The organism is Amycolatopsis sp. NPDC051102 (assembly GCF_040682815.1).
In the GTDB taxonomy this organism is placed as follows: domain Bacteria; phylum Actinomycetota; class Actinomycetes; order Mycobacteriales; family Pseudonocardiaceae; genus Amycolatopsis.
Map to the genome: position 1 here is coordinate 126,181 of NZ_JBFBBT010000007.1, position 23,370 is coordinate 149,550.

Annotated in this window: 15 protein-coding genes; 10 read left to right on the top strand and 5 right to left on the bottom strand. The window is 71.8% G+C overall.

What is annotated here, in order from left to right:
- The first annotated feature begins 7 nt into the window (after window positions 1-7).
- Window positions 8-745: a TetR/AcrR family transcriptional regulator gene (locus tag AB0M93_RS21450; protein WP_364275928.1), complete on the top strand. Its 738-nt coding sequence runs from the start codon at window positions 8-10 to the stop codon at window positions 743-745.
- On the opposite strand, the gene AB0M93_RS21455 is transcribed toward AB0M93_RS21450, so the two are convergent.
- From AB0M93_RS21455 to AB0M93_RS21465, 3 genes are all read right to left on the bottom strand, one after another.
- Entirely contained in the window at window positions 742-1,479 is a 738-nt protein-coding gene (locus AB0M93_RS21455) for an SDR family oxidoreductase (protein ID WP_364275929.1), read from the bottom strand. The genes AB0M93_RS21450 and AB0M93_RS21455 overlap by 4 nt on opposite strands.
- A gap of 90 nt (window positions 1,480-1,569) precedes the next feature.
- Window positions 1,570-4,410, bottom strand: a complete 2,841-nt coding sequence (leuS, locus tag AB0M93_RS21460) for a leucine--tRNA ligase (protein WP_364275930.1) — start codon at window positions 4,408-4,410, stop codon at window positions 1,570-1,572.
- A gap of 192 nt (window positions 4,411-4,602) precedes the next feature.
- Entirely contained in the window at window positions 4,603-5,763 is a 1,161-nt protein-coding gene (locus AB0M93_RS21465) for an esterase-like activity of phytase family protein (RefSeq protein ID WP_364275931.1), read from the bottom strand.
- A 66-nt stretch (window positions 5,764-5,829) separates the two neighbouring features.
- Here AB0M93_RS21465 and AB0M93_RS21470 point away from each other — a divergent pair, with 66 nt between their 5' ends.
- The gene (locus tag AB0M93_RS21470; RefSeq protein WP_364275932.1) at window positions 5,830-6,249 is read left to right on the top strand and encodes an SdpI family protein; all 420 of its coding nucleotides are present in this window, start codon (window positions 5,830-5,832) and stop codon (window positions 6,247-6,249) included.
- On the opposite strand, the gene AB0M93_RS21475 is transcribed toward AB0M93_RS21470, so the two are convergent.
- Entirely contained in the window at window positions 6,246-6,827 is a 582-nt protein-coding gene (locus AB0M93_RS21475; protein ID WP_364275933.1) for a YqgE/AlgH family protein, read from the bottom strand. The genes AB0M93_RS21470 and AB0M93_RS21475 overlap by 4 nt on opposite strands.
- A gap of 235 nt (window positions 6,828-7,062) precedes the next feature.
- Between AB0M93_RS21475 and AB0M93_RS21480 the strand changes: the two genes are divergently transcribed.
- From AB0M93_RS21480 to AB0M93_RS21490, 3 genes are all read left to right on the top strand, one after another.
- Entirely contained in the window at window positions 7,063-8,355 is a 1,293-nt protein-coding gene (locus AB0M93_RS21480; RefSeq protein ID WP_364275934.1) for an MFS transporter, read from the top strand.
- A 142-nt stretch (window positions 8,356-8,497) separates the two neighbouring features.
- Complete coding sequence (locus AB0M93_RS21485) at window positions 8,498-9,043, top strand: YbaB/EbfC family nucleoid-associated protein (RefSeq protein WP_364275935.1); 546 nt, start codon at window positions 8,498-8,500, stop codon at window positions 9,041-9,043.
- Window positions 9,043-9,366, top strand: a complete 324-nt coding sequence (locus tag AB0M93_RS21490; protein ID WP_364275936.1) for a WXG100 family type VII secretion target — start codon at window positions 9,043-9,045, stop codon at window positions 9,364-9,366. Before AB0M93_RS21485 ends, AB0M93_RS21490 begins: the two co-directional genes overlap by 1 nt.
- A gap of 248 nt (window positions 9,367-9,614) precedes the next feature.
- Here the strand turns inward: AB0M93_RS21490 and AB0M93_RS21495 are convergent, their stop codons facing one another.
- Window positions 9,615-9,935 carry a hypothetical protein gene (locus AB0M93_RS21495; protein WP_364275937.1) on the bottom strand — a complete coding sequence of 107 codons (321 nt, stop codon included), beginning with the start codon at window positions 9,933-9,935 and terminating at the stop codon, window positions 9,615-9,617.
- A 2,470-nt stretch (window positions 9,936-12,405) separates the two neighbouring features.
- Between AB0M93_RS21495 and AB0M93_RS21500 the strand changes: the two genes are divergently transcribed.
- Genes AB0M93_RS21500 through AB0M93_RS21520 form a run of 5 tightly spaced genes read left to right on the top strand, consistent with a single transcriptional unit; the run spans window position 12,406 to window position 23,367 of the window.
- Window positions 12,406-16,416: a toxin glutamine deamidase domain-containing protein gene (locus AB0M93_RS21500; protein ID WP_364275938.1), complete on the top strand. Its 4,011-nt coding sequence runs from the start codon at window positions 12,406-12,408 to the stop codon at window positions 16,414-16,416.
- On the top strand, window positions 16,417-16,851 hold the full coding sequence (locus AB0M93_RS21505; RefSeq protein WP_364275939.1) for a hypothetical protein: 435 nt from the start codon (window positions 16,417-16,419) through the stop codon (window positions 16,849-16,851).
- Window positions 16,848-18,263: a TNT domain-containing protein gene (locus tag AB0M93_RS21510; RefSeq protein ID WP_364275940.1), complete on the top strand. Its 1,416-nt coding sequence runs from the start codon at window positions 16,848-16,850 to the stop codon at window positions 18,261-18,263. The genes AB0M93_RS21505 and AB0M93_RS21510 overlap by 4 nt, the downstream gene beginning before the upstream one ends.
- Complete coding sequence (locus AB0M93_RS21515; protein ID WP_364275941.1) at window positions 18,264-20,507, top strand: ADP-ribosylglycohydrolase family protein; 2,244 nt, start codon at window positions 18,264-18,266, stop codon at window positions 20,505-20,507.
- Between the two features lie 16 nt (window positions 20,508-20,523).
- Window positions 20,524-23,367, top strand: a complete 2,844-nt coding sequence (locus tag AB0M93_RS21520) for an ADP-ribosylglycohydrolase family protein (protein ID WP_364275942.1) — start codon at window positions 20,524-20,526, stop codon at window positions 23,365-23,367.
- Window positions 23,368-23,370: the final 3 nt, after the last annotated feature.

Below are 23,370 nucleotides of genomic sequence, written 5' to 3' on the forward strand. Positions count from 1 at the left end.
TGTTCGGATGAGCCACCCCACGCGGAGGGGTCGCGCGCGTGCGGCTACCGAACAGGACATCCGGCGGACCGCCCGGAAACTGCTCGTCGAGCAGGGGCCGGAGGCGGTCACCCTGCGTGCCATCGCGCGGGAGCTGGGGATCACCGCGCCCGCGCTGTACCGGTACTACGAGTCGCGGGACGACCTGGTCGAGAACCTGCGGCTGGACGTCTGCGCCGACTTGGCGGACGAGCTCGCCGAGGAGATCGCCGAGCTGCCGGAAGACGGTGTGCTGCAGCTGTTCGCCATCTGCAAGGGTTTCCGGCGGTGGGCGCTCACCCACACGAAAGAATTCACGCTGGTCTTCGCGTCGCCGACGGGCGGGGTCGGGTCGACGTCCGGGAGTGCGCTGAGCCGGGTCGACGAGCCGTTCGGGCGGATCTTCCTCGCCGCCGCCGGGCGGGTGCTCGCGCGGCACGACATCGTGCTGCCCTCGGCCAGCGGCGTTCCGGACGAGCTGCGTGACGACCTGCAGACCTTCCAGGAGTCGCTGGTCGCCGTGCTCGCCGAGTCCGATCAGGGTGTGCCGGTGGAGAAGATCGACCTCGGCGTGACGTACCTGATGATCCAGTTCTGGGCCCGGCTCTACGGGCACGTCACGCTCGAGGTCTTCGGCAACTACCCGATCCCCATGTCGAAGCCGGACGTCCTGTTCGAGGCCATGCTCATCGACCTCGCCCGGGAGATCGGGCTGTACTCCGGCTAAGCCGCGTGGCCGCCGTCCACCGAGAGGACCGCGGCCGTCACGTATTCGGCGCCCGCGGAAGCCAGGTAGGACACCGCCGCGGCCACCTCGGCCGGCTGTCCGTAGCGGCCGGACGCCGTCATCGCGGCCTGGTCCGCCGCGTACGGGCCGTCGGCCGGGTTCATGTCCGTGTCCGTCGGGCCGGGGTGGACCAGGTTGACCGTGATGCCGCGCGAGGCCAGCTCCCGCGCCAGCGCCTTGGTCAGGCCGACCATCGCCGCCTTGCTGGTCGCGTACAGCGCCATGCCCGGGCCGGGCACGCGGTCCGTGACGCAGCTGCCGATCGTGATCACGCGGCCGCCGTCGCTCAGCACGCCGGCCGCCGCCTGCGTCGTCGCGAAGACCCCGCGGACGTTCACCGCCAGCACGCGGTCGACGTCTTCCAGCGAAGTTTCGCCGAAAGCGCCCACGAACCCGACGCCCGCGTTGTTCACCAGCACGTCCAGCCGGCCGAACTCCGCCACCACAGCCGAAACGGCGGCCGAAACCGCCGCCGCGTCCGCCGAATCCGCCTGGATGGCCAACGCGCGGCGGCCGAGGGCCTTGATCTTGTCGACCACCTCGGCCGCCCGCTCGGCGTTGTGCACGTACGTCAGCGCGACGTCCGCGCCGTCCTCGGCGAGCCGCAGAGCCGTGGCCGCGCCGATGCCGCGGCTGCCGCCCGTCACCAGGGCCACCTTGCCGTCGAGGGTCATTCCCGGTTCTCCTTCGATCGAGCCGTTTTCGTTGACTGCTCAATCAAATCGGGAACGCCCGCGAACTACCGGCGGCTTTCCGACGCGGCGTTAGAGGACGATGTTGACCAGCCGCCCCGGGACCACGATGACCTTGCGGGGCGAGCCGTCGCCGACCATCGCCGCGACCTTCTCGTCCGCCAGCGCCGCGGCCTGCACCTCGTCCTGAGACGCGGAAGCCGCGACCGTCACCCGGGACCGGACCTTGCCGTTGACCTGGATCGGGTACTCGACCGAGTCCTCGACCAGGTACTTCTCGTCCACCACCGGGAACGGGCCCTGCACCAGCGAGTCCGCGTGGCCCAGCCGGTGCCACAGCTCCTCCGCCAGGTGCGGGGCCAGCGGCGCCAGCATCAGCACCAGCGGTTCGGCCAGCTCACGAGGTGTCGACGCGGCCGCGCCGTACACCTTCGTGACGTGGTTGTTCAGCTCGATCAGCTTCGCGCCGGCCGTGTTGAACCGCATCTCCGCGTAGTCCTCGCGGACGCCGGCGACCGTGCGGTGCAGCACCTTCCGGTCGGCGTCCGTGGCCTCGTCGGCGGACACCCGCAGCTCGCCGGTCTCCTCGTCGACGACCAGGCGCCACAGCCGCTGCAGGAACCGGTGCGCGCCCACGACGTCCTTGGTCGCCCACGGGCGCGACATGGCCAGCGGGCCCATCGCCATCTCGTAGAACCGGAACGTGTCGGCACCGTAGTTCTCGGCCATCTCGTCCGGCGTGACGACGTTCTTCAGGCTCTTGCCCATCTTGCCGTACTCCTGGGTGACCTCTTCGTCGTTGAAGAAGTACTTCCCGTCGCGCTCCTCGACCTGCTCGGCCGGGACGTAGACACCGCGCGAGTCCGTGTACGCGTACGCCTCGATGTAGCCCTGGTTGAACAGCTTCCGGTACGGCTCCTTGGAGCTGACGTGGCCCAGGTCGAACAGCACCTTGTGCCAGAACCGCGAGTACAGCAGGTGCAGCACCGCGTGCTCGACGCCGCCGACGTACAGGTCGACGCCGCCGGTGTCGTCCGCGCCGTGCTCGCCGGGCCGCGGGCCCAACCAGTACTGCTCGTTCTCCGGCGCGCAGAACGTCTCGCTGTTCGTCGGGTCCACGTAGCGCAGCTGGTACCAGCACGAACCCGCCCAGTTCGGCATCGTGTTGATGTCGCGGCGGTACTTCTTCGGGCCGTCGCCCAGGTCCAGCTCGACCTCGACCCAGTCCGTCGCGCGCGCCAGCGGCGACGACGGCATCGAGTCGCGGTCCTCCGGGTCGAACGTCACCGGCGAGTAGTCGGCGACCTCGGGCAGCTCGATCGGCAGCATCGACTCGGGCACGGCGTGCACTTCGCCGTTCTCGTCGTAGACCACCGGGAACGGCTCGCCCCAGTAGCGCTGGCGCGAGAACAGCCAGTCGCGCAGCTTGTACTGCACGGTGCCGGTGCCGGCGCCCTTCTCCGACAGCCAGTCGATCATCGTCTTCTTGGCCTCGGCGACGTCCATGCCGTCCAGGAAGCCCGAGTTGATCGCCGGGCCGTCACCGGTGAACGCCTTGCCGTCGAAGCCTTCCGAGGGCTGCACGGTCCGGATGATCTCCAGGCCGAACTTCTCGGCGAACTCCCAGTCGCGGACGTCCTGGCCGGGCACGGCCATGATCGCGCCGGTGCCGTAGCCCATCAGCACGTAGTCGGCGACGAAGATCGGGATCTGCTTGTCGTTGACCGGGTTCGTCGCGTACGCACCGGTGAAGACGCCGGTCTTCTCCTTGTTCTCCTGCCGGTCCAGCTCGGACTTCCGCGACGCGGCGACGCGGTACTCCTTGATCGCCTCGGCGGGCGTCTCCGCGCCGCCGGTCCAGCGGGAATCGACGTCGGCGGGCCACGCGCCGGCCGTCAGCTTGTCGACCAGCGGGTGTTCCGGCGCCAGCACCATGTAGGTGGCGCCGAACAGCGTGTCCGGCCGGGTCGTGAAGACCTCGATGCCGTCTTCGCCGGAGGTGAAGGTGACGCGGGCGCCGTGCGAGCGGCCGATCCAGTTCCGCTGCATGGACTTGACCTTCTCCGGCCAGTCCAGCAGGTCCAGGTCATCGACCAGGCGGTCGGCGTACGCGGTGATCCGCATCATCCACTGCCGCAGGTTGCGGCGGAAGACCGGGAAGTTGCCGCGCTCGCTGCGGCCGTCGGCGGTGACCTCTTCGTTCGACAAGACCGTGCCCAGGCCCGGGCACCAGTTGACCGGCGCTTCGGAGATGTACACCAGCCGGTGGTCGTCGATCACCTTCTTCCGCTCGGACGCGCTCAGCGCGGCCCAGTCGCGGCCGTCCGGCGTCGGCCGCGAGCCGTCGGCGAACGCGGCCTCCAGCTCGGCGATCGGCCGCGCCTTGCCCGCTTCGGTGTCGTACCAGCTGTTGAAGATCTGCAGGAAGATCCACTGGGTCCAGCGGTAGTACTCGGGGTCGATCGTGGAGATCCGACGGCGTTCGTCGTGGCCCAGGCCCAGGCGCCGGATCTGGCGCAGGTAGGTCCGGATGTTCTCCTCGGTCGTCTTGCGCGGGTGCTGCCCGGTCTGGACGGCGTACTGCTCGGCCGGCAGGCCGAACGCGTCGAAGCCCATCGTGTGCAGCACGTTGCGCCCGATCATCCGGTGGTACCGGGCGAAGACGTCGGTGCTGATGAAGCCCAGCGGGTGCCCGACGTGCAGGCCGGAGCCCGACGGGTACGGGAACATGTCCTGGACGAACAGCTTGTCGCTGGGCACCGGCTGCCCCTCGACGGCGAGCGGCCCGACGGGGTTGGGCGCGTGGAAGGTGCCCTGGTCGGCCCAGTGGTCCTGCCAGCGCTGCTCGATCTGCCCCGCCAGCGCGGCCGTGTACCGGTGCGCCGGGACGTCGGTCCCTGTTGTCTCGGTCATCGCCGTCTTCCTCCGTGGGAGCTAACTCGAGGCACGTTTCCCGCCGAGAGTTCATCCAATACCGCCAGAAACAACTCGACCCCTCAGCCACCAGGGCATGAGGGGTCGCCGCGCCGGCCGGGCCGGGCCCGGTCAGCGCGGCAGGCTAAGGAGCAGCCGAGCCGTGTTCATGTGCACATCGTAACTTGCTGGTCAAAGCCGTTCGGAGGGGACCGCCAGTGCGACGAACTGCGTGACCTGCGTCGGCGAGAAGTTGTTGTCGCTGACCAAGATCAAGCTGCGCTCGCCGCCCGGCAGCTTCGGGCCCCACGTCATGCCCTCGATGTTGTCTACAGTGGACAGGCCGAGGTCGGCGGCGTCGAAGAGGAACCGCTTCTTCACCGGCTTGACGTGCTTGGCGTCGGCCAGGGACTTCACGTTCAGGACGTTCGTCGCGCCGCTCGTGTCGATCTCGTAGACGCGGACCTTGTTGCCGACGCCGGTGACGAACGAGCGCTCCATCATCAGGAACTTCGTCGGGTCGGCCTGGTCGACGGCCAGCATCGAGGACACGCCCGTGGTGGCGAACGCGCCATCAGGCACCGGTGACGCGAAAATCGGCTCTTGCGGGTAGGCGTACTGCGCGAAGACCGGACCGAACCGGGACTGCAGGGTGATCCGCGACAGCGCGCCGGCGGTCGTCGTCGGCATCGGGCCGTCCTGCAGCAGCGGGCCCTCGACCTCGCTCGCCAGTAGCGAGCCGAACCCGGTGAACGTGATGCCCTCGAGCACCAGGTTCTGGCGCGGGCCCGCCGTCGGCGTCATCTTCTCGTTGGCGGGAATCGGCAGGTCACGGACGTATTCGCCGGTCCGTCGCGCCTCGCGGATCGACGGGTCGATCAGCGTCGTCGCTGTCCGCTCGCCCTCCTGCGACCAGTAGTAGTCGCCGGTCCACGGGTCGACGCGCAGCTCTTCCGGATCGACCGTCTGCTCGTTCTGCGGCTTCGCCGGGTCGTTCTGCGCGAGCGGCGGGTACGGCGTGCCGTCCGGGCGCAGCAGCGGCTTCGTGCCGGTGAGGGTGACGTCGCCGACGCCGTGGGCGGTGACCGGGAAGGTCGCCGTGTAGAAGCGGGCCGGGTTGATCGCCGACCGGTCGTCGCAGATCAGCGCGTAGCCGCCGGTCCGCGGGTCGTAGTCGATGCTGGACAGGCCGCCGACCGTCGTGCCCTGGAACTGCAGGGCGTTCGGGACGATCTTTTCGCCGAGCAGCCGGATCGGCCGCTGGTGACTCTCGGTGGCGCTCGCCGGCGCGGCGGCGAGGATTCCCCCGATCAGGGCAGCGGTCAGGACGGTGGGCAGTACACGCGGTGACATGGCCTGTAGCACAGTCGATCAGGGTATCCGGCAGGTTGCCGGGACGTCACGCTTATCCTTGACCCCGTGTTCGCTATCGCGCTGGTTCCGGTCGTGCTGGGTCTGCTCGTCGGTTTTGGTGGGTTCCTCGGGTTCCGCGAGCGCTTGACGCGCGAGGGCGGCACCGGGGTGCGCACGGAAGCGGCATTGCGCAGCGAAGAAGCTTTCAAGCTGGCCAACCGCGTCGCGGGCCTGCCGACCATGGCCGGGGGCGCGATCGCCGTGCTCACCGGGCTGGCCGGGCTGGCCATGCCGACGACCGGTGGTCTCGTCTCGGCCGCGGTCGCGGGCGTGCTCGCCATGGTGCTGCTGGTCATGGGCGGCGGCATGCTCGGCAACCGGGCCGCGCTGACCGTGCCCGCCCCGGCTCCGGCGGCGCCGGCCGGCTGCAGCGGCTGCGCGTGCGGCGCCGGCGGCTGCGGAGTCTTCAAGAAGGACGAAGCCTAATTCCGCTGGAGGTCGCCCGGATGGGTGGCCAGTAGCGCGAGCGGGATGCCCTGCCGGCGCAGGACCTGGCTCCACAGGTCACCGTCCGGCGAGGCCAGGATGTCGCTCGGCAGCGCCGGCACGATGACCCAGTCCTCGCGCTCGATCTCGCCGGCCAGCTGACCCGAGTCCCAGCCCGCGTACCCGGCGAACACGCGCACGCCGCGGACCTTCGGCACCAGCACCTCGGGGTCGGTGTCCAAGTCGACCAGCGCGACCGGCCCGCGGACGGCGATCACGCCCGGCACGCTCGCCGCCGTCTCGCCGGTGCGCAGCGCGGCCAGGCACAACGCCGTCTTCTTCTCCACCGGACCGCCGACGAACACCGCCTGCGGCTCGGCGACGTGCCCGCCCCAGCTGGGCAGCACGTCGTGCACGGCGACGTCGCTCGGCCGGTTCAGGACCACGCCGAGCGTGCCCTCCGCGCGATGATCGATGACGAACACCACGGTCCGGCGGAAGTTGGGGTCGACCATCGTGGGGGCGGCGACCAGGAGCGTTCCCGGTTCAACCTCGGCGTCCGCTGGCACGCGACCCATGATCCCACCCCTGGCCCTGCGAATTACTTCGGCTCGGGAACAATCGCCCCACGAGCCCCGTTTGAAACATGTGGTCGGCGCACTCCGTGTCCCCCGGGCTCACTGAAGAACCGCCTTTGTGGAATACCGTCCGGCTGGAGCCACACTGCGCATAGCCGCCGAGAGGCGACCTCAGTGCGCCGGCCACCCGAATCTCTTGACCGGTCTCCCACGGCCGGGCCTTAACCTTGACTCCGTGACGATCAGCGCCCGGACGGCGACAGTGCGAAGAGGGCCCAGGGAGCTGCTGAAGGACCCGGACTTCCGGCGTCTGCTCTTCACGCGCTTCGCCGCCAGCTGGAGTGACGGCGTGTTCCGCGCGGGCCTCGCCGGAGCCGTGCTGTTCAACCCCGAGCGCGCCGCCGACCCGCTGGCCATCGCCGGCGGGTTCGCCGTCCTGCTGCTGCCGTACTCGGTCGTCGGGCCGTTCGCCGGTGCGCTGCTGGACCGATGGGACCGGCGTCGCGTGCTGATCTTCGCGAACCTCCTGCGCGGGCTGGCGATCGTCTGCGCGGCGGGCGCCGTCGGCTTCGGGTTCGGCGGGATCGGCCTGTTTTCGCTGGCCCTGGCCGCGGAAGGCATTTCCCGCTTCATCGGCTCCGGGCTGTCGGCGTCGCTGCCGCACGTCGTCGAGGAGGAGAGCGTCGTGACGGCGAACGCGTTCGCCACGACGCTCGGCTCGGTGGTCGCCGTCCTCGGCGGCGGCTGCGCGATCGGCCTGCGGGCGCTGTTCGGGAGCAACGACGTCGGATCGGCGGAGACCACGGCGTTCGCCGTCCTCGGCCCCCTGGTCGCGGCGTTGCTCGCGCGCGGGTTCGCCCGCGGCGTGCTCGGGCCGACGGTGGTCGACGAGCCGCCGCACCCGGTGCTGGCCGTCGCGCGCGGGCTGGCCGACGGCGCCCGCCACGCCTGGCGCGCGCCGAGCGTCACGGCCGGGTTCGTCGCGCTGTTCGCGCACCGGGCGTCGTTCGGGGTGTCGCTGCTGGTCACGGTGCTGCTGATGCGCAACTACTTCACCGACCACGGCTTCTTCCGCGCCGGCCTGCCCGGGCTGGGGCAGATGGCCGCGCTCGCCGGGGCCGGGCTGCTGCTGGCCGGGCTGCTGACCGCGCGGATCATCCGCCGGTTCGGGCGGCTGCGCGCGGTGCTCGGGGCGCTGGTGCTCGCCGCGATCGCACAGTCCGCGCTGGGCCTGCCGATGGTGCTGCCGCTGGCGCTGCTCGCGTCGTTCGTCATCACCGGGGCCGGGCAGGTGCTCAAGCTCTGCGTCGATTCGTCGATCCAGCTGGACGTCGCCGACGAAGCCCGCGGCCGGGTGTTCGCGCTGTACGACACGCTGTTCAACATCACGCAGGTAGCCGCGGTTTCGCTGGGTGCGCTCGTCGTACCGGACGACGGCCGTTCGCCGGGCCTGCTCATCGCCGCGACGGTCTGCTACCTCGTCGGCGGGGCCGGCTACCTGCTGGCTCGACGCCGCGTGATTCGCTGACGCAAACACCCGAACCGGTCACGATGACTGCTCCATTGGCATTAGGGTGACCGCAAGTCATTAGTAGGTTCGAGGGACACCGGGGGCACCTGTGACCACCGCGGGCGACGACCGTGCACGGCTCGAAGCACGGAATGCCGCGATGAAGGACCAGATGGACACCCTCCTGGAGAACTTCGAGCGGCAGACGGCGCAGCTGCGCGACGCCCAGGCCGCGGCGGCCGAGACCACCGCCCAGGTGAGTTCCCCCGACGGCCTCGTCCGCGCCACCATCGACGCCGGCGGCAGCCTCGCGAAGCTCGAATTCGCGCCCGCCACCTTCGAGCGCACGACGCCCGCGCAGCTCGCGAGCACCGTCCAGACGCTGGTGCGTCAGGGGTCGCTCCAGGTCAAGCAGAAGATCGCGGACCTGATGGCGCCGATCACCGAAGGCCTGCCCGACCTCGCCGACCTGGTCGAAGGTGCGCCGTCGCTGGCCGGGCTGGTGCCGCCGATCCCCGCGTTCGACGAGTTCGCCGAGGCAGCGCCGGCACCGCGGCCCGAGTCGTTCGAGGACGGCGGTTCGATCCTGCGCAACGAGCAGGCGCCGATGCCGATGCCCGCGCCCAAGCCCGCGCCCAAGCGCGTCCGCCCGCCTCGTGACGAGGACGAGGAGCCGCCGTCGTCCTGGATGACAAGGGGCGACTGATGCCGGACGGGGGTTCCGGCTTCACCGCGGAGCCGGACGCGGTGCTGCGCGCGTCGAACGGCCTGGTGACGGCCGCCGACGGCCTCGACAACGCGGCGAAGGCGCTGCAGGCGGCTCTCGACGCCCAGGGCGAGTGCTGGGGCGGCGACGACTCCGGCAAGGAGTTCGCCAAGGACTACGTGCCGGGCGCGCAGGGCGCCGTCGAGGGGTTCACCAACCTCGTGCAGGGGTTGCGGGGGATGCAGCAGAACGTCGCCAAGTCGATGAAGGCCCTCACGGGCGCCGACGAAGACGTGACGTCCCAGCTGGGCAAGGGGCATTGACGCGTGGGGATGGAGATGCCCGACGCGGTCAAGTGGCTGCTGCCGATCGTGGTCGGGGAGAGCTGGCCCGAGGGCGACGAGACGAAGCTGCGCGCCCTGCGGGACGCGTGGCACACGGCATCGGCGTCGATCGGCCCGGTGTCGGAGACGGGCAACCAGGCGGCGTCCGGCATCCGCGACAACTGGACGGGCGACGGCGCCGACGCGTTCGCGGAGCAGTGGAAGAAGTTCGTCGAAGGCGACGAGGCCTACTTCAAGCAGCTGGCCGACGCCACGAAGGCCCTGGGCGATTCGTGCGACCAGACGGCACTGGACGTCGAGTACACGAAGTACATGATCATCATTTCGCTGATCATCCTGGCGGCCCAGATAGCGGCGATGATCGCGGCGGCCGCGGTGACGTTCGGCGGCTCGACGGCGGGGATCGCACCGGCCCAGATCGCGACCCGGATGACCGTGCAGATGCTGTTCCGGCAGCTGCTCGAGAAGCTGGCGCAGCAGGGGTTCAAGGAGGTCGCGAAGGAGCTGCTGGAGAAGCTGCTCAAACAGGGCCTCAAGAAGATCGGCATGGAGGTCCTCAAGAACGAGGCCATCAACCTGGGCATGGACGCGGGCATCCAGGGCCTGCAGATGGCCAAGGGCGACCGCAAGAGCTGGGACTGGTCGAAGACATCGGACGCGGCGATCTCGGGCGCGGTCGGCGGAGTGGTCGGCGCGGCATCGGGATCGATCGGCCGCGGAGCGACCGAGGGGCTGTCCCACAGTGCGGGCGGCCAGGTCGCGGACGCGGCCCTCCGTGCGGGAGCGCGTGGCGCGGTCGAGGGGGTCGCGCAGACGGTCGGCCAGGCGGCGGTCACGGGCGATCTGGGGTCGCTGACACCGGAGCAGCTGCTGATGGGGGCGTCGAGCGGAGCCGTCGGGGGCGCGGTCGGGGGCGCGAAGGAGCAGCTGCACTCGGTTCACGAGGCGAATATCCCGCGGGAGGCGGATGGGGCTTCGCCAGAAGGTGAGGCTTCGGAGCCTGAGTCGCGGCGGGAGGCGGCTGGGGCGGAGGAGTCGCGGCAGGAGGCATCGTCCGAGGCTGGGGCGCGAGGGGATGAGCCACGGTCGCAAGCTGAGGGCCAGGGTGAGGAGCCTCGGGCGCAAGCTGAGACCCGAGGCGAGGAGCCGCGGCACGAAGCATCGTCCGAAGCCGGGGCGCGGCAGGATGAGTCACGGTCGCAGGCTGAAGCCGGGGGCGAGGAGCCTCGGGCGCAAGCTGAGACCCGAGGCGAGGAGCCGCGGCACGAGTCTGAGGCTGCGCCGCGAGGCGAGGAGCCTCGGGCGCACGCTGAGGCCCCGGGCGCCGAGCCCCGGCAGGAAGCATCCTCCGAACCCGGGCCGCAAGGCGACGAGCCACGCCCGCACGCTGAGTCCCAGGGCACCGAACCTCGGCACGAGGCTTCGCCCGAGCCCCAGGCGCGGAGCGAAGGACCTCAGCACGAGGCTTCCTCCGAACCCCAGGCGCGAAGTGAACAGCCTGCGCACGAGTCGTCGTCCGGGCCGAGGCGTGAAGAGCCGCCGTCGGTGCCTTCCGAAGCGGAGATCCGTCGGGAGGCTGCGGCGCCGCGGCCGGGTGTCGACCACGCCCACCAGCCGGAGGCAGTCCGGGCGGTGGATTCGCCGCAGGCGACGAGCTCGTCGGGTGGGCCGTCGCAGGGCGGTTACGGCATGGCCCCGCCGCCGGGATCCGGACCGGAGCCGGGACGGCAGAGCGGTGGACGTCCGCAGGACAACGTCGGCGCGGCCGGGTTCACCGGTGGGGCGAGCCAGCCGTTCGCGGCTGATGCGGGGATGTTGCAGAACGGTCCGTCGCCGCAGCAGGCAGCGCCTCCGCCGGGCGGTGGGTTCGCGCCGCCGCCGGGCGGCATGCCGAACGGTGGTGGTGGTTCGGGACGTGCCGGTGGTCCGCAACCGGGCGGGTCGGTGCCGCCGCGGGGTGGGCAGCTGCCGCAGGATCCCCGCCGGTTGTTCCAGAGTGGACAGTTGCCGGGCCGGCCGGGTGGGCAGGCGCCGGGTCGGCCGCACCAAGGCGGACCGGTTCACCCGGGTGGGCAGGGACCGGTTCGCCCGGGAACGCAACCGTTCCCGGGCGGCCAGCCGCCGGCTCATCCCGGTGGACAGCCGCCCGTTCAGCCTCACCAGAACGGACAACCCCCAGCTCAACCACACCTGGGCACGCAGCCGTGGCAGGGCGGCCAGCCACCGATTCACCCCCAGGCGCAGCCGCTCCGGGGCGGTCGGCCGCCTCATCTCGGCGGACCGACCCATCAGAACGGGCAACCACCCGTTCACCCGGGCACGCAACCGTTCCCAGGGGGACAGCCGCCAACTCATCTCGGTGGGCAACAGCACCCGGGCGGGCAACCTCACCAGCACGGACAGCCACCGGCTCACCCGGGCGCGATCCCTGCCGGACCGCCACCGAATCATCCCGGCGGGCACGCCCACCAGAGCGGACCGCCACCGGCGCAGGCGTTCCCGGGTGGGGCGCCTCATCAGCGTGGGCCGCACGTTCCCGGTCCGGCACCGCAGGGCGGGTTCCATCCGCAGGATCCACGACGGATGCCGCCTCCGGGCGGGCAGCGTCCTGGTGGGTACCCGGCTCAGCCGCGGGGTCCGCAGGGGCCCGGCTCGCATCCCGGTGGACGGCCGCCGATGGCGCCTCCGCCCGGTGGGCGGCCTGCGGTGCCGCCGCATGGTTCTCGTCCGGGGCCGCCTGTTGTTCCGCCGCCGCGGTTCGGGGCGCCGGGGGAGCACCTTGCTCGTGGGCCCGTTGAGCAGCCGCGGGCGTTCGAGCCACCTGCTCAGGAACGCCCGGCTGGGGCCGAACCGGCGGTGTACCGGCAACCGGCCGAACACGCTGCACCGGAGCAGCCGCTCGATCACTCCGCCGCGCCTGCGGGCGAACACGCCCCTGTCCAGGAGCGATCTGCCGAGCAGCCCGCGCACGAACAGCCGCCGGCCGAACCCGCCCCGGCACACGAGCCGCCCGCTGACGTGCACGACGTCCCTGAGCCGGCCGGCGCCCCCGAACACCCGCGACCCGACGAGCCCTACCTCACCGACCAGCGGTTTCACACCGAGGACCCCGTCGGAACCCGGCGGATCGAGGACACCTTCATGGACTCCGGGCGGCACAGCCCCGAGTCCGGCGAGTGGCGGCACGAACAGGTGCGCCGGGAAGCCCTTGCCAAGCGGGACGAGTTCCACCCCGGTGTCTCCGATGCCGGCGCGCTCGCCGTGCACGCCTACACGCGGTACGAGATGGTCGGTCCGCTCAACCGGGCGCTGCGGATGGGCGGCTCCGAGCTCGTCGACCTCGCGCCGCAGGCCGGGGCGCTTGTCTCCGGGCTGAACGAGCTTCCGCCGCACGTCGGGACCGTGTCGCGGCGGGTCGACTTCCAAGGGGATCCCGGGCGGCTGCAGGCCTTCCTCGGCCGGTTCCACGAAGGCGCGCACATCACCGAACCGTCGTTCCTCAGCTCGTCGAAGGTCGACGCGGAACATCCGCGCAGCTCCTTCCCCGGCGAGGTCGAGATGCGGATCCAGTCCAAGACCGGCCGTGACGTCGAGGCCATGGCCAGCATCGGGCACGAACGCGAGGTCCTCTTCAAGGCCGGGACGCAGTTCGAGATCACCGGCGTCGAGAAGGGCCCCGGCCACCCGGACAACCCTCACCGGCGGCCCGGCGACCCGCAGTGGATCGTGCACGCCGAGGAGGTCACCGCCGGGCATCCGCGGCACCTCGCCGAGGCCGATGCCCGGCAGGCGATCGAACGGCGGCGGGCCGACGAGCGCGCCGACGAGGCACGTTTCCAGCGTGAGGCCGACGCCGAGCTCGAGCAGTTCTACGCCGAACACCCGCACCTGCGGCCGAGCGGCGACATGTCGAAGCTCACCGCCTTCGACGACCCGAGTGCGCCGCCCCCGCCCGTTCGGCGGCCGCCCGCCACCGGGGCTCCCGAGGGTGGCTGGGCGCAGCTCGCCGAGCCGCTCCGGCCGGGTGGGACGCCCGTGCTGCACGCCGGGTCCGTCGAGACGCCACAGCAGCACGCCCGCCTCGTCCGCGACGCCGTTCCCGAGCTCGGTGCGGTCAACACTCGCAACCACTACGCGCCGGACGCCCTCGAAAACGGCTTCCGGACGAACGCCGCCGAGTCGATGGCCGCCTTCGAGCGGCGGATGAACGGCGAGGACGTCGTCGCCGGGCCCGCGCGGGGTGAACGCCTCGACGGGCCGTGGAGCAGCCGGGGCAGCTTCGACGACGTGGCCCGCGACCTCGGCGAACGGCCCGTCGGCGCACGGTCCGCCGTCGCCTTCGAACACGGTGGTGCGGAACGGCTGGTCGCCGCCGTGCACACCGAGCACGGCATCGTTTTCGCCGATCCCGTCAGCGGGCGGCTGGCCGAGCTGCCGCACGACGCCGCCGGGATCCGGGAACTGCCGCTCGGGCCGCCGCACGAAACGCCGGCGATCGCCGACCGCCTGAACCCGGCGTCCGAGCGGGTGCCGCACGACGAGGGCTACCTCTTCGACGGCGACCACCGCGGCACCCCGGCCGACCACGAGAGCATCCGCCGCGCGGTCGGCAGCGAGGACGTCTACCAGCAGATCCACGACCGCGCGCTGGCCCGGCAGGACGCCGCCGGGCTGCCGCTGTCCGACGAGGGCGCCGTCGCGGTGCACGGCTACACCCGCGGCGAGTACGCCTACGACGTCAACGAGGCCCTGCGCCGCGGGCCCGGGCACCCCGGTTTCGAGCTCGCGCAGGCGAACGCGCGGGCCGTCGTCGACGGCCTCAACCAGGTTCCGCGCACGTCCGGTGAGAGCATCCGCGCCTTCGACGTCGGTGGCGATCCGCGGCTGGCCGAGCTCGTCGCCGGGCCGTACGAGCCGGGCGCGGTGGTCGTCGAGCCCGCGTTCTCCAGCGCGTCCATCAAGACCGGCGAGTTCGCCACCAGCAAGTTCGGCGACGACGTCGAGCTGCACGTCCGGTCGGACAACCTCCGCGACATCTCGAAGCTCGCCGAGAACCCGTCCGAGCGCGAGACGCTCTCGCCGCCCGGCACGCAGCTGCTGGTGCACGAGCGGCGGCTGGAGATCACGCCCGAGGGCCGCCGCAAGTGGGTGATCGAGGCCGAGGAGATCGGACCCGGCCACCCGCGTCACCTCGATCCCGAGGCCGCGCAGCACAAGATGGCCGAGCGGCGCGCCGAGAACGAGCACAACGCGGCCGAGTTCGAACGGCGGCGGCAGGCCGCGCTGATGGAACGCCTCGGTGGCTTCGGCGAAGCCGAGCCGGCGCAGCACCACCAGCCCGGACACCAGTCGGTCGGCGACGTCCTCGACGGCACCGCCGAGACACCGCACGCTCCCGAAGCACTGCCGGACTACTCGACGCTGGCGCGCGCGACGAACCCGCCGTCCGAGCCGGCCATCCACGCCGACACGGCGACGCCGGCCGAGCGAGCGGCCTACGTCCAGGACCGGCACCCGCACTTGCGCGAGGTCAACCCGGGCTTCCACCAGCCGGGCGCGCTGGAGAACGGGTACATGTCCAACTGCACCCGCGGGCCCGAGGCGTACCTGGACCGGCTGCGTGGCGGTGACATGACGGCCGAGCCGGTCCTGTTCCACGAGATGGGCACGCGCGGCACGCTCGAGCACATCGAAGGCCGGTTCGGCGAGACGTTCTCCGAGCGCGGCAGCTACGACGACGTCATCCGCGAGATGCGGGACCGGCCGCTGGACCACCACGCCGTGGTCGCGGTGAAGTACGAGGGCCCGAACGGTGTCGTCTACGGGCACGTCGCGATGGTCGTGCACACCCGTGACGGCGTCGCGTTCATCGACCCGCAGTCCGGCGACCTCATGCACCTGCCGCAGCCACCGAAGGGCATCAAGCTGATGCACGTCGGCACGCCGGAGGAGGTGCACGTCCAGCCCGAGCACGCCCCGGGCGAGGCGCACGGCGGCTACGGCCACGCCCCGCAGTCCCGGCTCGACGAGCTCCTGGCCCAGCCGCGGGTCGCCGAGGCGCTCGCCGGCGCCACCACCGACCTCATCGTCAAGGACCACGAGGGGAACCCGCAGAACCTCGGGCCGGTCGGCGAGTTCGTCCGGACGCGGCTGGCCGGGCACCCGGAGCTGGTCGACCTGCTCCACGACCCGGCCAACGAGTTCCTCACGCGGTCGCTGCTGCGCAAGCCGGAGACGATCGCCAGCCTGCTGGTGCACGACGAGGCCATCCCGATCCTCGCCGACGCCGTGCACGAGGTCCACCACCCGGATCCGGACGCGGAACCGGTGGGCCCGCACGCGGAGCCGACGCCGCTCACGCCGGAGCAGGCCGAGGTGTCGCGGGAAGTGATCGACCAGGCGGAGGGCCGCCCGAACGCACACCGGAAGCAGGCACCGTTCGACCAGAGCAGGCTCGGGGACGAGGCCTACACGCGGGAGTACCTCGCCGAGCGCTACCGGGAAGCGGCCCGAGCGGACCTCAGGCTGAAGGAGATCCTGCCGCCGCTGGCCGAGGAAACCGGCGGCCACGCCGGGTTCCGGCCCGGACCGAAGTCCGAAGGCCGGGCGATGGACAAGATCAACACCAACTACGACGGTGACGCGTCGCGGCTGGTCGACCTGGCCGGCGCGATGATCCAGTTCGAGCGCGTGCAGGACGCCTACGCCGCGTTGGCGCGGATCGCCGAACACCCCGACCTGGAGATCGTCGACTTCGACGACCGCTTCGCCAACCCCGCTCCGGCGGGTTACCGCGACCTGCAGATGAGCGTCCGCATCGACGGGCACGTCGCCGAGCTGCGCCTCCACCTGAAGGCACTGGACGATGTCTCGGCGTACGAGCACTCGCTGTACGAGGTGCGACGTGACCTCAAGGCGCTCAAGAAAGCCGAAGACCGACCACACACCGACGAGGAACAGGCCCTGATCGACGGGCTGATCAAGCGCGAACGGGACCTGTTCTGGGACGCGCTGCAGGGGAGTCTTTAGATGGTCCAGACGCCGTCCTACTTCGAGTACTACGACCACACGTACGTGGTGGAGAGCACGCCCGACGGCGGGCTGACCGGTCGCATCCTGAACTGGAAGACCGGGGATTTCGAGGAAAAACCGGAACACGTCATGGACGTGCTCTTCGACCACGGCCCGGACATCCGCAGCCTTGACCGCGAACGGTTCGTGCGCCGGACCGAGGAGGAGCGGCACAACTACCTCCGCGGGGACGGGCCGATCTTCGCGCTCTACCAGACCATCGACGCGATCTGGGCCGCGACCGAAGAAGAGAACCGCAAGATCACCAAGGAAGAGCGGGCGCTGATCGACTCGATCTACCGGCGCACCTTCAAGATGTGGGAGGACGAGTTCGCCCGCCGCGCCGCCGGTGAAGCCCCGACCTTCACGTTCACCTCGGTGATCCCGCAATGATTCACGTGGAACATCGGCTTTCGCCCGAAGCGCAGCGGACCCTCCTGGTACGCCTGGGAAAGCTCGTCCGCGAGCACAGCGTGGACGCCGCCGCGCCCGCCGTCGTCGACTTCCGGCAGGTCGGCGCGCACTCCGAAGTCGCGGGCCACAACACCGCGACGCCGGACGAGCTGACCGGCCTGTTCACCGAACTGCGGGCCGGGATGTACACCGAGGACCGCGGCACCTGGCTGCAGGCGCGGTTCACGCTCACCCCCGACGGCGCCTTCGACTTCGACTTCGCGCTCGACGACGATCCGCAGTGGACGGACGCGCCGGAGCCGGCCGCCTACCCGGCGGAGCTCGCCGCGTTCCCGCGGGCCGACGAGCACATCCCGGACTGGTGGCGGCTGCGCGCGCAGCTCCCGCTGGGTGTGGTGTTCCGGCACGCCGACGCCGGCGGCCCGGACGTCGAGCGGCCGCCGCTCACCGACACCGAGGTGCCGCTCGTGCTGCAGTACCTCGAGCGCGAAGCCGTCGTCCACGAAGACGGCGACGAGCGGTTCCACACCGACGGCACGTGGATCTGGTCCGAAGCCGTCCCGCTCCTGCTCGCGAAGCACGGCGTGCCGCCGGAGCCGGACCTCGTCGCGCACATCCGCCGGAACCACTTCCAGCCGCCGTACGTCGAGCCGCTGGTCCGCCGGACCGCGGAGGCGGACCTGCTGGGCAAGCCGCGGCCGAAGCCGGGCCGCGCCGACGTGAAGAAGACCACCGGGGACGTCGCCGCCGAGCTGGAGACGACGCCGGACCCGAAGCTCGGTGACGAGGAGCTGCTGATCGTGCTGGTCCAGCGGCTGGGCGAGCACGGTGTCTGGCCGGAGGCGTACCGGGTCGGCGAACGCGCGGACGGCGCGTGGTGCCTCAACTACACCCCCGACGGCTGGGAGGTCGCCGCGTACGCCGGCGGCAAGCCCCGCGAGCCGAAGCACTTCGGGCGGCTCGAAGACGCTGCCCAGCAGCTACTCGGCGCGTTGCTGCTGCACCCGGCCCGGATGACGGCCGGGCACGAAACGCCGCTGGAAACGGCCAAGGAGCTGGACGACTGGCCGGTCCACCCGGCTCCGGGTGAGCCTCCCCTCACCCTGCTCCGCAACAAGCGCATCACCAGGCTGGTGGCGGGTACGGTCGTTCTGCGCTTCGGCGAGGAACCCGGCAATCTCGTTCACCACGGCGAGGTACGGTTCGCCACGACGTCGCTGCCGCTGGAACGCGAGCGGGTGCGGCGGACCTACCGGCTGAGACGCCCGCTGCACGTGATCACCGGCATCACGGTCCCGTGGGCGAACCTGCCGGGTGGTGCGGTGGCCTTCGTGCTGCCGAAGACGATCGCCGAGCACGAGTCCGACGGAAGCCTGGAGAGGATCGAGTAGGTGGAAGCGGCGGAAGCGATTGCCAAGGTCGGCCAGTGGCTGCGCGCGGTGCACGGCCCGGACGTCTCCGGTCCCGCGGGCTTGCGGGTGGACACCGAGAAGGTCCTGCGCATCCCCGAGGGCTGGTCGGTGCCCTACAACACCATCGCGTTCCTCGACGAGGGCCGGCCGGAGAAGGAGATCTTCCCGCCGCCGTCGGTCGTGGTCCGCGAGCCGGACGGCGAGCTGCGGCAGGCGCACCCGCACCCGGGCGGGCTGTCGGTGCCGGTGGCGTTCCCCGGCCAGGAGAACTGGCGCGAGGTCGTCGACCCCGAGTACGTGAAGGCCGGGCTCGGCGAGCTGGGCGTGCCGCTGCAGGCCGTCGCGGGCTGGGTGAAGGTCGACGCCGAGGGCAACCAGACCGGCGAAGAGCGCGAAAACCCCGAGTACAAGGCCGGCCCGATCCGCCGCGGCTACCCGAAGCCGGAGAACACCCTCGAGACGCTGCTGTCGTTCGGCAGCGTCGGCTGGCTGACCCGGGAGCTGCTGCTCATCGGGCTGATCCGGTGTGAGGTGTTCGTCCCGCTCGACCTGGAAACCGGCAAGACCGACCGGTTCTACTTCGCCGAGGAACGCAACGAGCTCAAGGTGTTCAGCTCGACCCGGCACCTGCCCTCGCGCGAGCACGGCTGGTGGAAGGTCGACGTCGCGACGCTCGCGGAGTTCGAGCACCCGCCGAACCTGGTGATCAACGGCGGCCCGACGACCATCGAGGACGTCTCCAGCGGCGAGCTCGCCGAGATCGTCAAGCGGTTCCCCCGCCACGAGCCGCGCATCGACGTGCACGGCCGCTGCCCGGAGGCCGAGGAGGACCTGATCCGGGTCGCCACCGAAACCGCGTCCCGGATGGGGCTGCCGGATCCGGTGAAGCCACCGCTGCTGGCGGCCGAGAAGGCCCGCCGGCGCGGCTTCGAGCTGACCGCCGAGGAGTGCGCGAAGACCGTGCTCGGCGAGTCCTGGCTGAAGCGGTTCACCATGCCGGAGCCGCCGCGCAGCAAGCCCAACGACCTGCGCGCGAACGGCCTGGCCCCGGCGTACGACAACGCCGGCCGCACGGTGCCGCGGCTCGACACGTTCGGCAAGTACTTCGAGCAGGACCTCGAGGGCTTCCGCTACGGCTGGCAGCGCGTCACGGGCGCGTACGTCGGCTTCGCGCTCGGTGAGGCCCTCGGCGCGGCCGTGGACCGGATGATGTTGCACGACATCCACGCGAAGTACGGCATCGAGGGCGTCGCCGACCTGGTCCCGGCGTTCGACCAGCCCGGCCGGATCGGCTCGCTGACGCAGCGGCTGCTGTTCTACACCGAGGCCGCGATCCGCAGCCCGCACCGCGAGCGGCCGGAGTCGCGCGAAGCCGAGCAGCTCTTCCCCGACGTCGTCCGCGGGGCGCTGCAGCGCTGGCTGCGCACCCAGGGCGCGCCGATGGACGCCGTGGACGGCTGGCTCGTGCAGGTCCCTGACCTGCACGCCCGGCGTGACGCCGACGACGCCGAACTCAACGCCTACCACCAGCTCGCGACCGGGGCCGCGGGTGCGCAGCCGATGACCGGCCCGGCCGCGCTGATCCCGGCGCTGCCGGCCGCGCTGACCATGGCCGGGCCCGGCAGCGGGTTGAGCGGCGGTGCGCGCCAGGCCGTGCGCGAGCTGGCCGGCGTCACCCACCCGACCGAGCCCGACCTGGCCGCCGCGACCTACCTGACCTGGCTGTTCGAGCACGCGCTGACCAAGGACCCGTTCAGCTTCCCGATCTGGAACACCAGCCGCGAGGTGCTCAACCCGGACAACCAGTTCCAGCAGGGCCCGGAGTGGACGGCGATCGCGGAGATGGTCGCCGAGTCGGTGCCGTTCTTCGGCGAGCACGGGCTGCCCGACCTGCGGATGCCCGAGCTGATCGGCGACGGCAAGACGACGCTGTCGGTGCTCGGCCGCGCCTTCGCCGCGTTGTCGGGCTTCGAGAACTACCCGGAGCAGGCGCTGCTGCGCGCCGTCAACCACTCCGGCCGCAGCGCGCTCACCGGCGCGATCGCCGGCGCCCTGCTCGGCGCGCGGACCGGGATTCCCGGGCTGCCGCAGAAGTGGGTCGACCAGCTGGAGCTGCGGTACCTGGTCGAGAACGTCGCTTCGGACGCCTACTGGCACTTCGACCGGCATTCGGCGCTGAGCGCCCTCGGCGACCAGTGGATCGAGCGCTACCCGCGGCATTAGCGCGAGGATGGGGAGAATGACAGAAGCGGAAGCCGGCGGCTTCGTCGAGTGGCGCCCCGACGTCGACCCGGAGTTCGACGAAAAGGCGTTTCCCGGCCTCGGCATCCCGGTGCGCGCCATCCGCGGCTGGACGCAGTACACGCTGTTCGGGGAGCCGACCGGCCCGCGCCGGGGCAACGACCAGTACACGCCCGGCCCGGTGTGGCGCGGGTTCCCGGTGCCGACGACCGACGCCGAGAAGCTGCTGAACTACCTGAGCGTCAACTGGATCAGCCGCGCCGACTTCGCCCGGGCTCTGCTCGACTGCGAGGTGTTCGTTCCCCTGCTGGACGGCGAGCCGCTGCTGCGGCCGGTGCCGGCCACCGGCGGCCGGGAAGTCATCGCCTACAGCTCGTCGGCGAAGGTGCCCGGGCGGTACCCGCGCCGGTGGCGGGCGACCGTCCGCGAGCTGCCGTCGTCCGGGCTGACCCTCGACCCCGGCACCGGGCAGGTCCGCAGCCTCACCGCGGCCGAGCTGACCGAAGCCCGCGGCGGAGCGCCCGAGCTCCGGCCCCGCGTCGAGGAACTCGCCCCGGAAGCCGGGCCCGAGGTCGCCGAGGCCCTGCCCGGGCTGGTGGCGGAGTTCGGCATCGAGCCGCCCGACCTGCTGGAACGCCACCTCCGGTACGCCGTGGACCACGCCCGCGATCACCACTTCGAGCTGACGCCCGCGGAGTGCGTCCGGTACTTGCGCGGCTTCGCGTGGCAGTACCGCAACGGCGTCCGGCGCCGGGCCGGGCAGTACCCGGAATGGCCCGCCGACCTGGGCGCCAACGGTCTGATCGCGCACGTGGACGAGGACGCGCGCCCGCGGCCGGTGCCGTGGACGTTCGGGAAGTTCTCCGCCTTCGGCACGCTCGCCGGGCGCTTCGCGTGGCACCGGATCGTCGGCGCGTACGTCGGCTTCGCGATCGGTGACGCGCTGGGCGGCGGCGCCACCGGCCCGCTGCCGATGGGCGGCCTCACGCGGCACCTGCTGTTCCACACCGACGCGGTGCTGCGCGGCCTGCCGCCGGTGCCGACCGGCGAGGTCCCGGCGACCCTGCCCGAGCCGGACCCGGTCGGCTGGCTCGCCGTCGCGACGCGGCACGCGGGCCCGGCGCCCGCCGAGTTCTCCGCGCTGCTGGCCACGGCGTTGGCCGCGACGCCGGCCGGCGCGGTCGCGCTGGCCGACGTCGACGGTGAGCAGTACGCGAAGGACGTCGCCCGGGAGCTGACCGGCACGGCGGCCGGCGCCGAGGTCACCGAAGGCGTCGAGCTGCTGGTTTCCCTGTTCCAGGCCCTGCTGACGCGCGACACGTTCGCGTTGCCGGTGCACGTCCGCCTGCGGGAGGTGGGCGGCGACCTGGCCGCGTCGACGCTGGCGCTGCGCGAGGACCGCGACGCCGACGACGTCGCCCAGCTGGAGAGCATCGGCGACGGCCGGGGCGTGCGGTCGGTGCTCGGCCGCGCGCTGTTCGCCGCGGCCAAGCGCGGCTACGACCCGGAAGCGGCGATCACGCTCGCCGCGCGGTCCGGCCCGGTCGCCGGGGCGCTCGCCGGCGCCATGGTGGGCGCGCGGCTCGGCGTGCCCGGCCTGCCCGCCGCGTGGGTGGCCGCGCTGCCCGACCTCGGCCTGCTCGACGACGTCGCCAGCGACGTCTTCTGGTACTTCAACCGCAACGGCCTCCAGACGGAGACCGCCGAACACCCGCGGTGGGAGCGCCGGTACCCGAGCGGCCGGTTCACCACGGAACCGAAGGGACCCGACTTGCGATCGCGACTCCGCGGCAGCCTGCTGGCCGGGGCGATCGGCGACGCGCTGGGCGCGAAGACGGAGTTCGACTCGATCGACCGGATCCGGGAGATCGCCGGCCCGGCCGGCATCACGGACTTCATCCCCGCGTACGGCGGCGTCGGCCGGATCACCGACGACACGCAGATGACGCTCTTCACGCTCGAGGCGCTGATCCGGGCGCACGCGCAGCAGCGGCGGACCGGCTCGGCCGACGTCGTCCACTCGCTGCAGCTGGCCTACCAGCGCTGGCTGCACACCCAGGGCGTCACGTGGGACCGGGCGCGCGGGCCGCAGTCGGCCGTCGAGGCGCCGGACGGCTGGCTGATCACGCACCAGGAGCTGTTCAGCAGGCGTGCTCCCGGCCTGACCTGCTTCGGCGAGCTGGAGGCGTACGGCCGCTCGGGCGTCCGCGGCACCATCGAGCGTCCGGTGAACAACTCGAAGGGCTGCGGCGGCGTGATGCGCGCGGCGCCGATCGCGTTGTGGTCGGACGACCTCGCCGAGGTGTTCCGGCTGGGCGCCGAGAGCGCGGCGCTGACCCACGGTCACCCGAGCGGGTACCTGTCGTCGGGCTGCTTCGCGGTGATCGTCCACGAGCTGCTGCACGGGAAGCCGCTGCTCGACGCGGTCACGACTGCGCGGAGCGAGCTCGTGAAGCACGCGGGGCACGAAGAGCAGAGCGCGGCGCTCGACGCGGCCTTGGCGATGCCGGGACCGCCGACGCCGGAGAAGCTCGAGGCGCTGGGGCAGGGCAACGTCGGCGAAACGGCGTTGTCGATGTCGGTGTACGTCGCCCTGACCACCACGGACGCCGACTCGGCGTTGCTCGCGGCGGTCAACCACAGCGGCGACAGCGACTCGACCGGCTCGGTCTGCGGCAACCTCGTCGGCGCGATGTACGGCGAAGAAGGCCTGCGGAAAAGCTGGCTGGACCAGCTGGAACTCCGCGATGTCATCGTCGGCTTGGCGGACGACGCGCTCACCGAGTTCGGCCCGGATGCGCCGGGCGACGACCGGTGGTTCGCTCGGTACCCGGTCGACTAGATT

Excerpts from the sequence above, each read along its gene's own strand:
- AB0M93_RS21520 (WP_364275942.1), top strand. The coding sequence starts at position 20,524 with ATGACAGAAGCGGAAGCCGGCGGCTTCGTCGAGTGGCGCCCCGACGTC.
- AB0M93_RS21490 (WP_364275936.1), top strand. The coding sequence starts at position 9,043 with ATGCCGGACGGGGGTTCCGGCTTCACCGCGGAGCCGGACGCGGTGCTG.
- AB0M93_RS21495 (WP_364275937.1), bottom strand. The coding sequence starts at position 9,935 with ATGCCGATCTTCTTGAGGCCCTGTTTGAGCAGCTTCTCCAGCAGCTCC.
- AB0M93_RS21505 (WP_364275939.1), top strand. The coding sequence starts at position 16,417 with ATGGTCCAGACGCCGTCCTACTTCGAGTACTACGACCACACGTACGTG.
- AB0M93_RS21465 (WP_364275931.1), bottom strand. The coding sequence starts at position 5,763 with ATGTCACCGCGTGTACTGCCCACCGTCCTGACCGCTGCCCTGATCGGG.
- AB0M93_RS21450 (WP_364275928.1), top strand. The coding sequence starts at position 8 with ATGAGCCACCCCACGCGGAGGGGTCGCGCGCGTGCGGCTACCGAACAG.
- leuS (WP_364275930.1), bottom strand. The coding sequence starts at position 4,410 with ATGACCGAGACAACAGGGACCGACGTCCCGGCGCACCGGTACACGGCC.
- AB0M93_RS21485 (WP_364275935.1), top strand. The coding sequence starts at position 8,498 with ATGAAGGACCAGATGGACACCCTCCTGGAGAACTTCGAGCGGCAGACG.
- AB0M93_RS21455 (WP_364275929.1), bottom strand. The coding sequence starts at position 1,479 with ATGACCCTCGACGGCAAGGTGGCCCTGGTGACGGGCGGCAGCCGCGGC.
- AB0M93_RS21510 (WP_364275940.1), top strand. The coding sequence starts at position 16,848 with ATGATTCACGTGGAACATCGGCTTTCGCCCGAAGCGCAGCGGACCCTC.
- AB0M93_RS21475 (WP_364275933.1), bottom strand. The coding sequence starts at position 6,827 with ATGGGTCGCGTGCCAGCGGACGCCGAGGTTGAACCGGGAACGCTCCTG.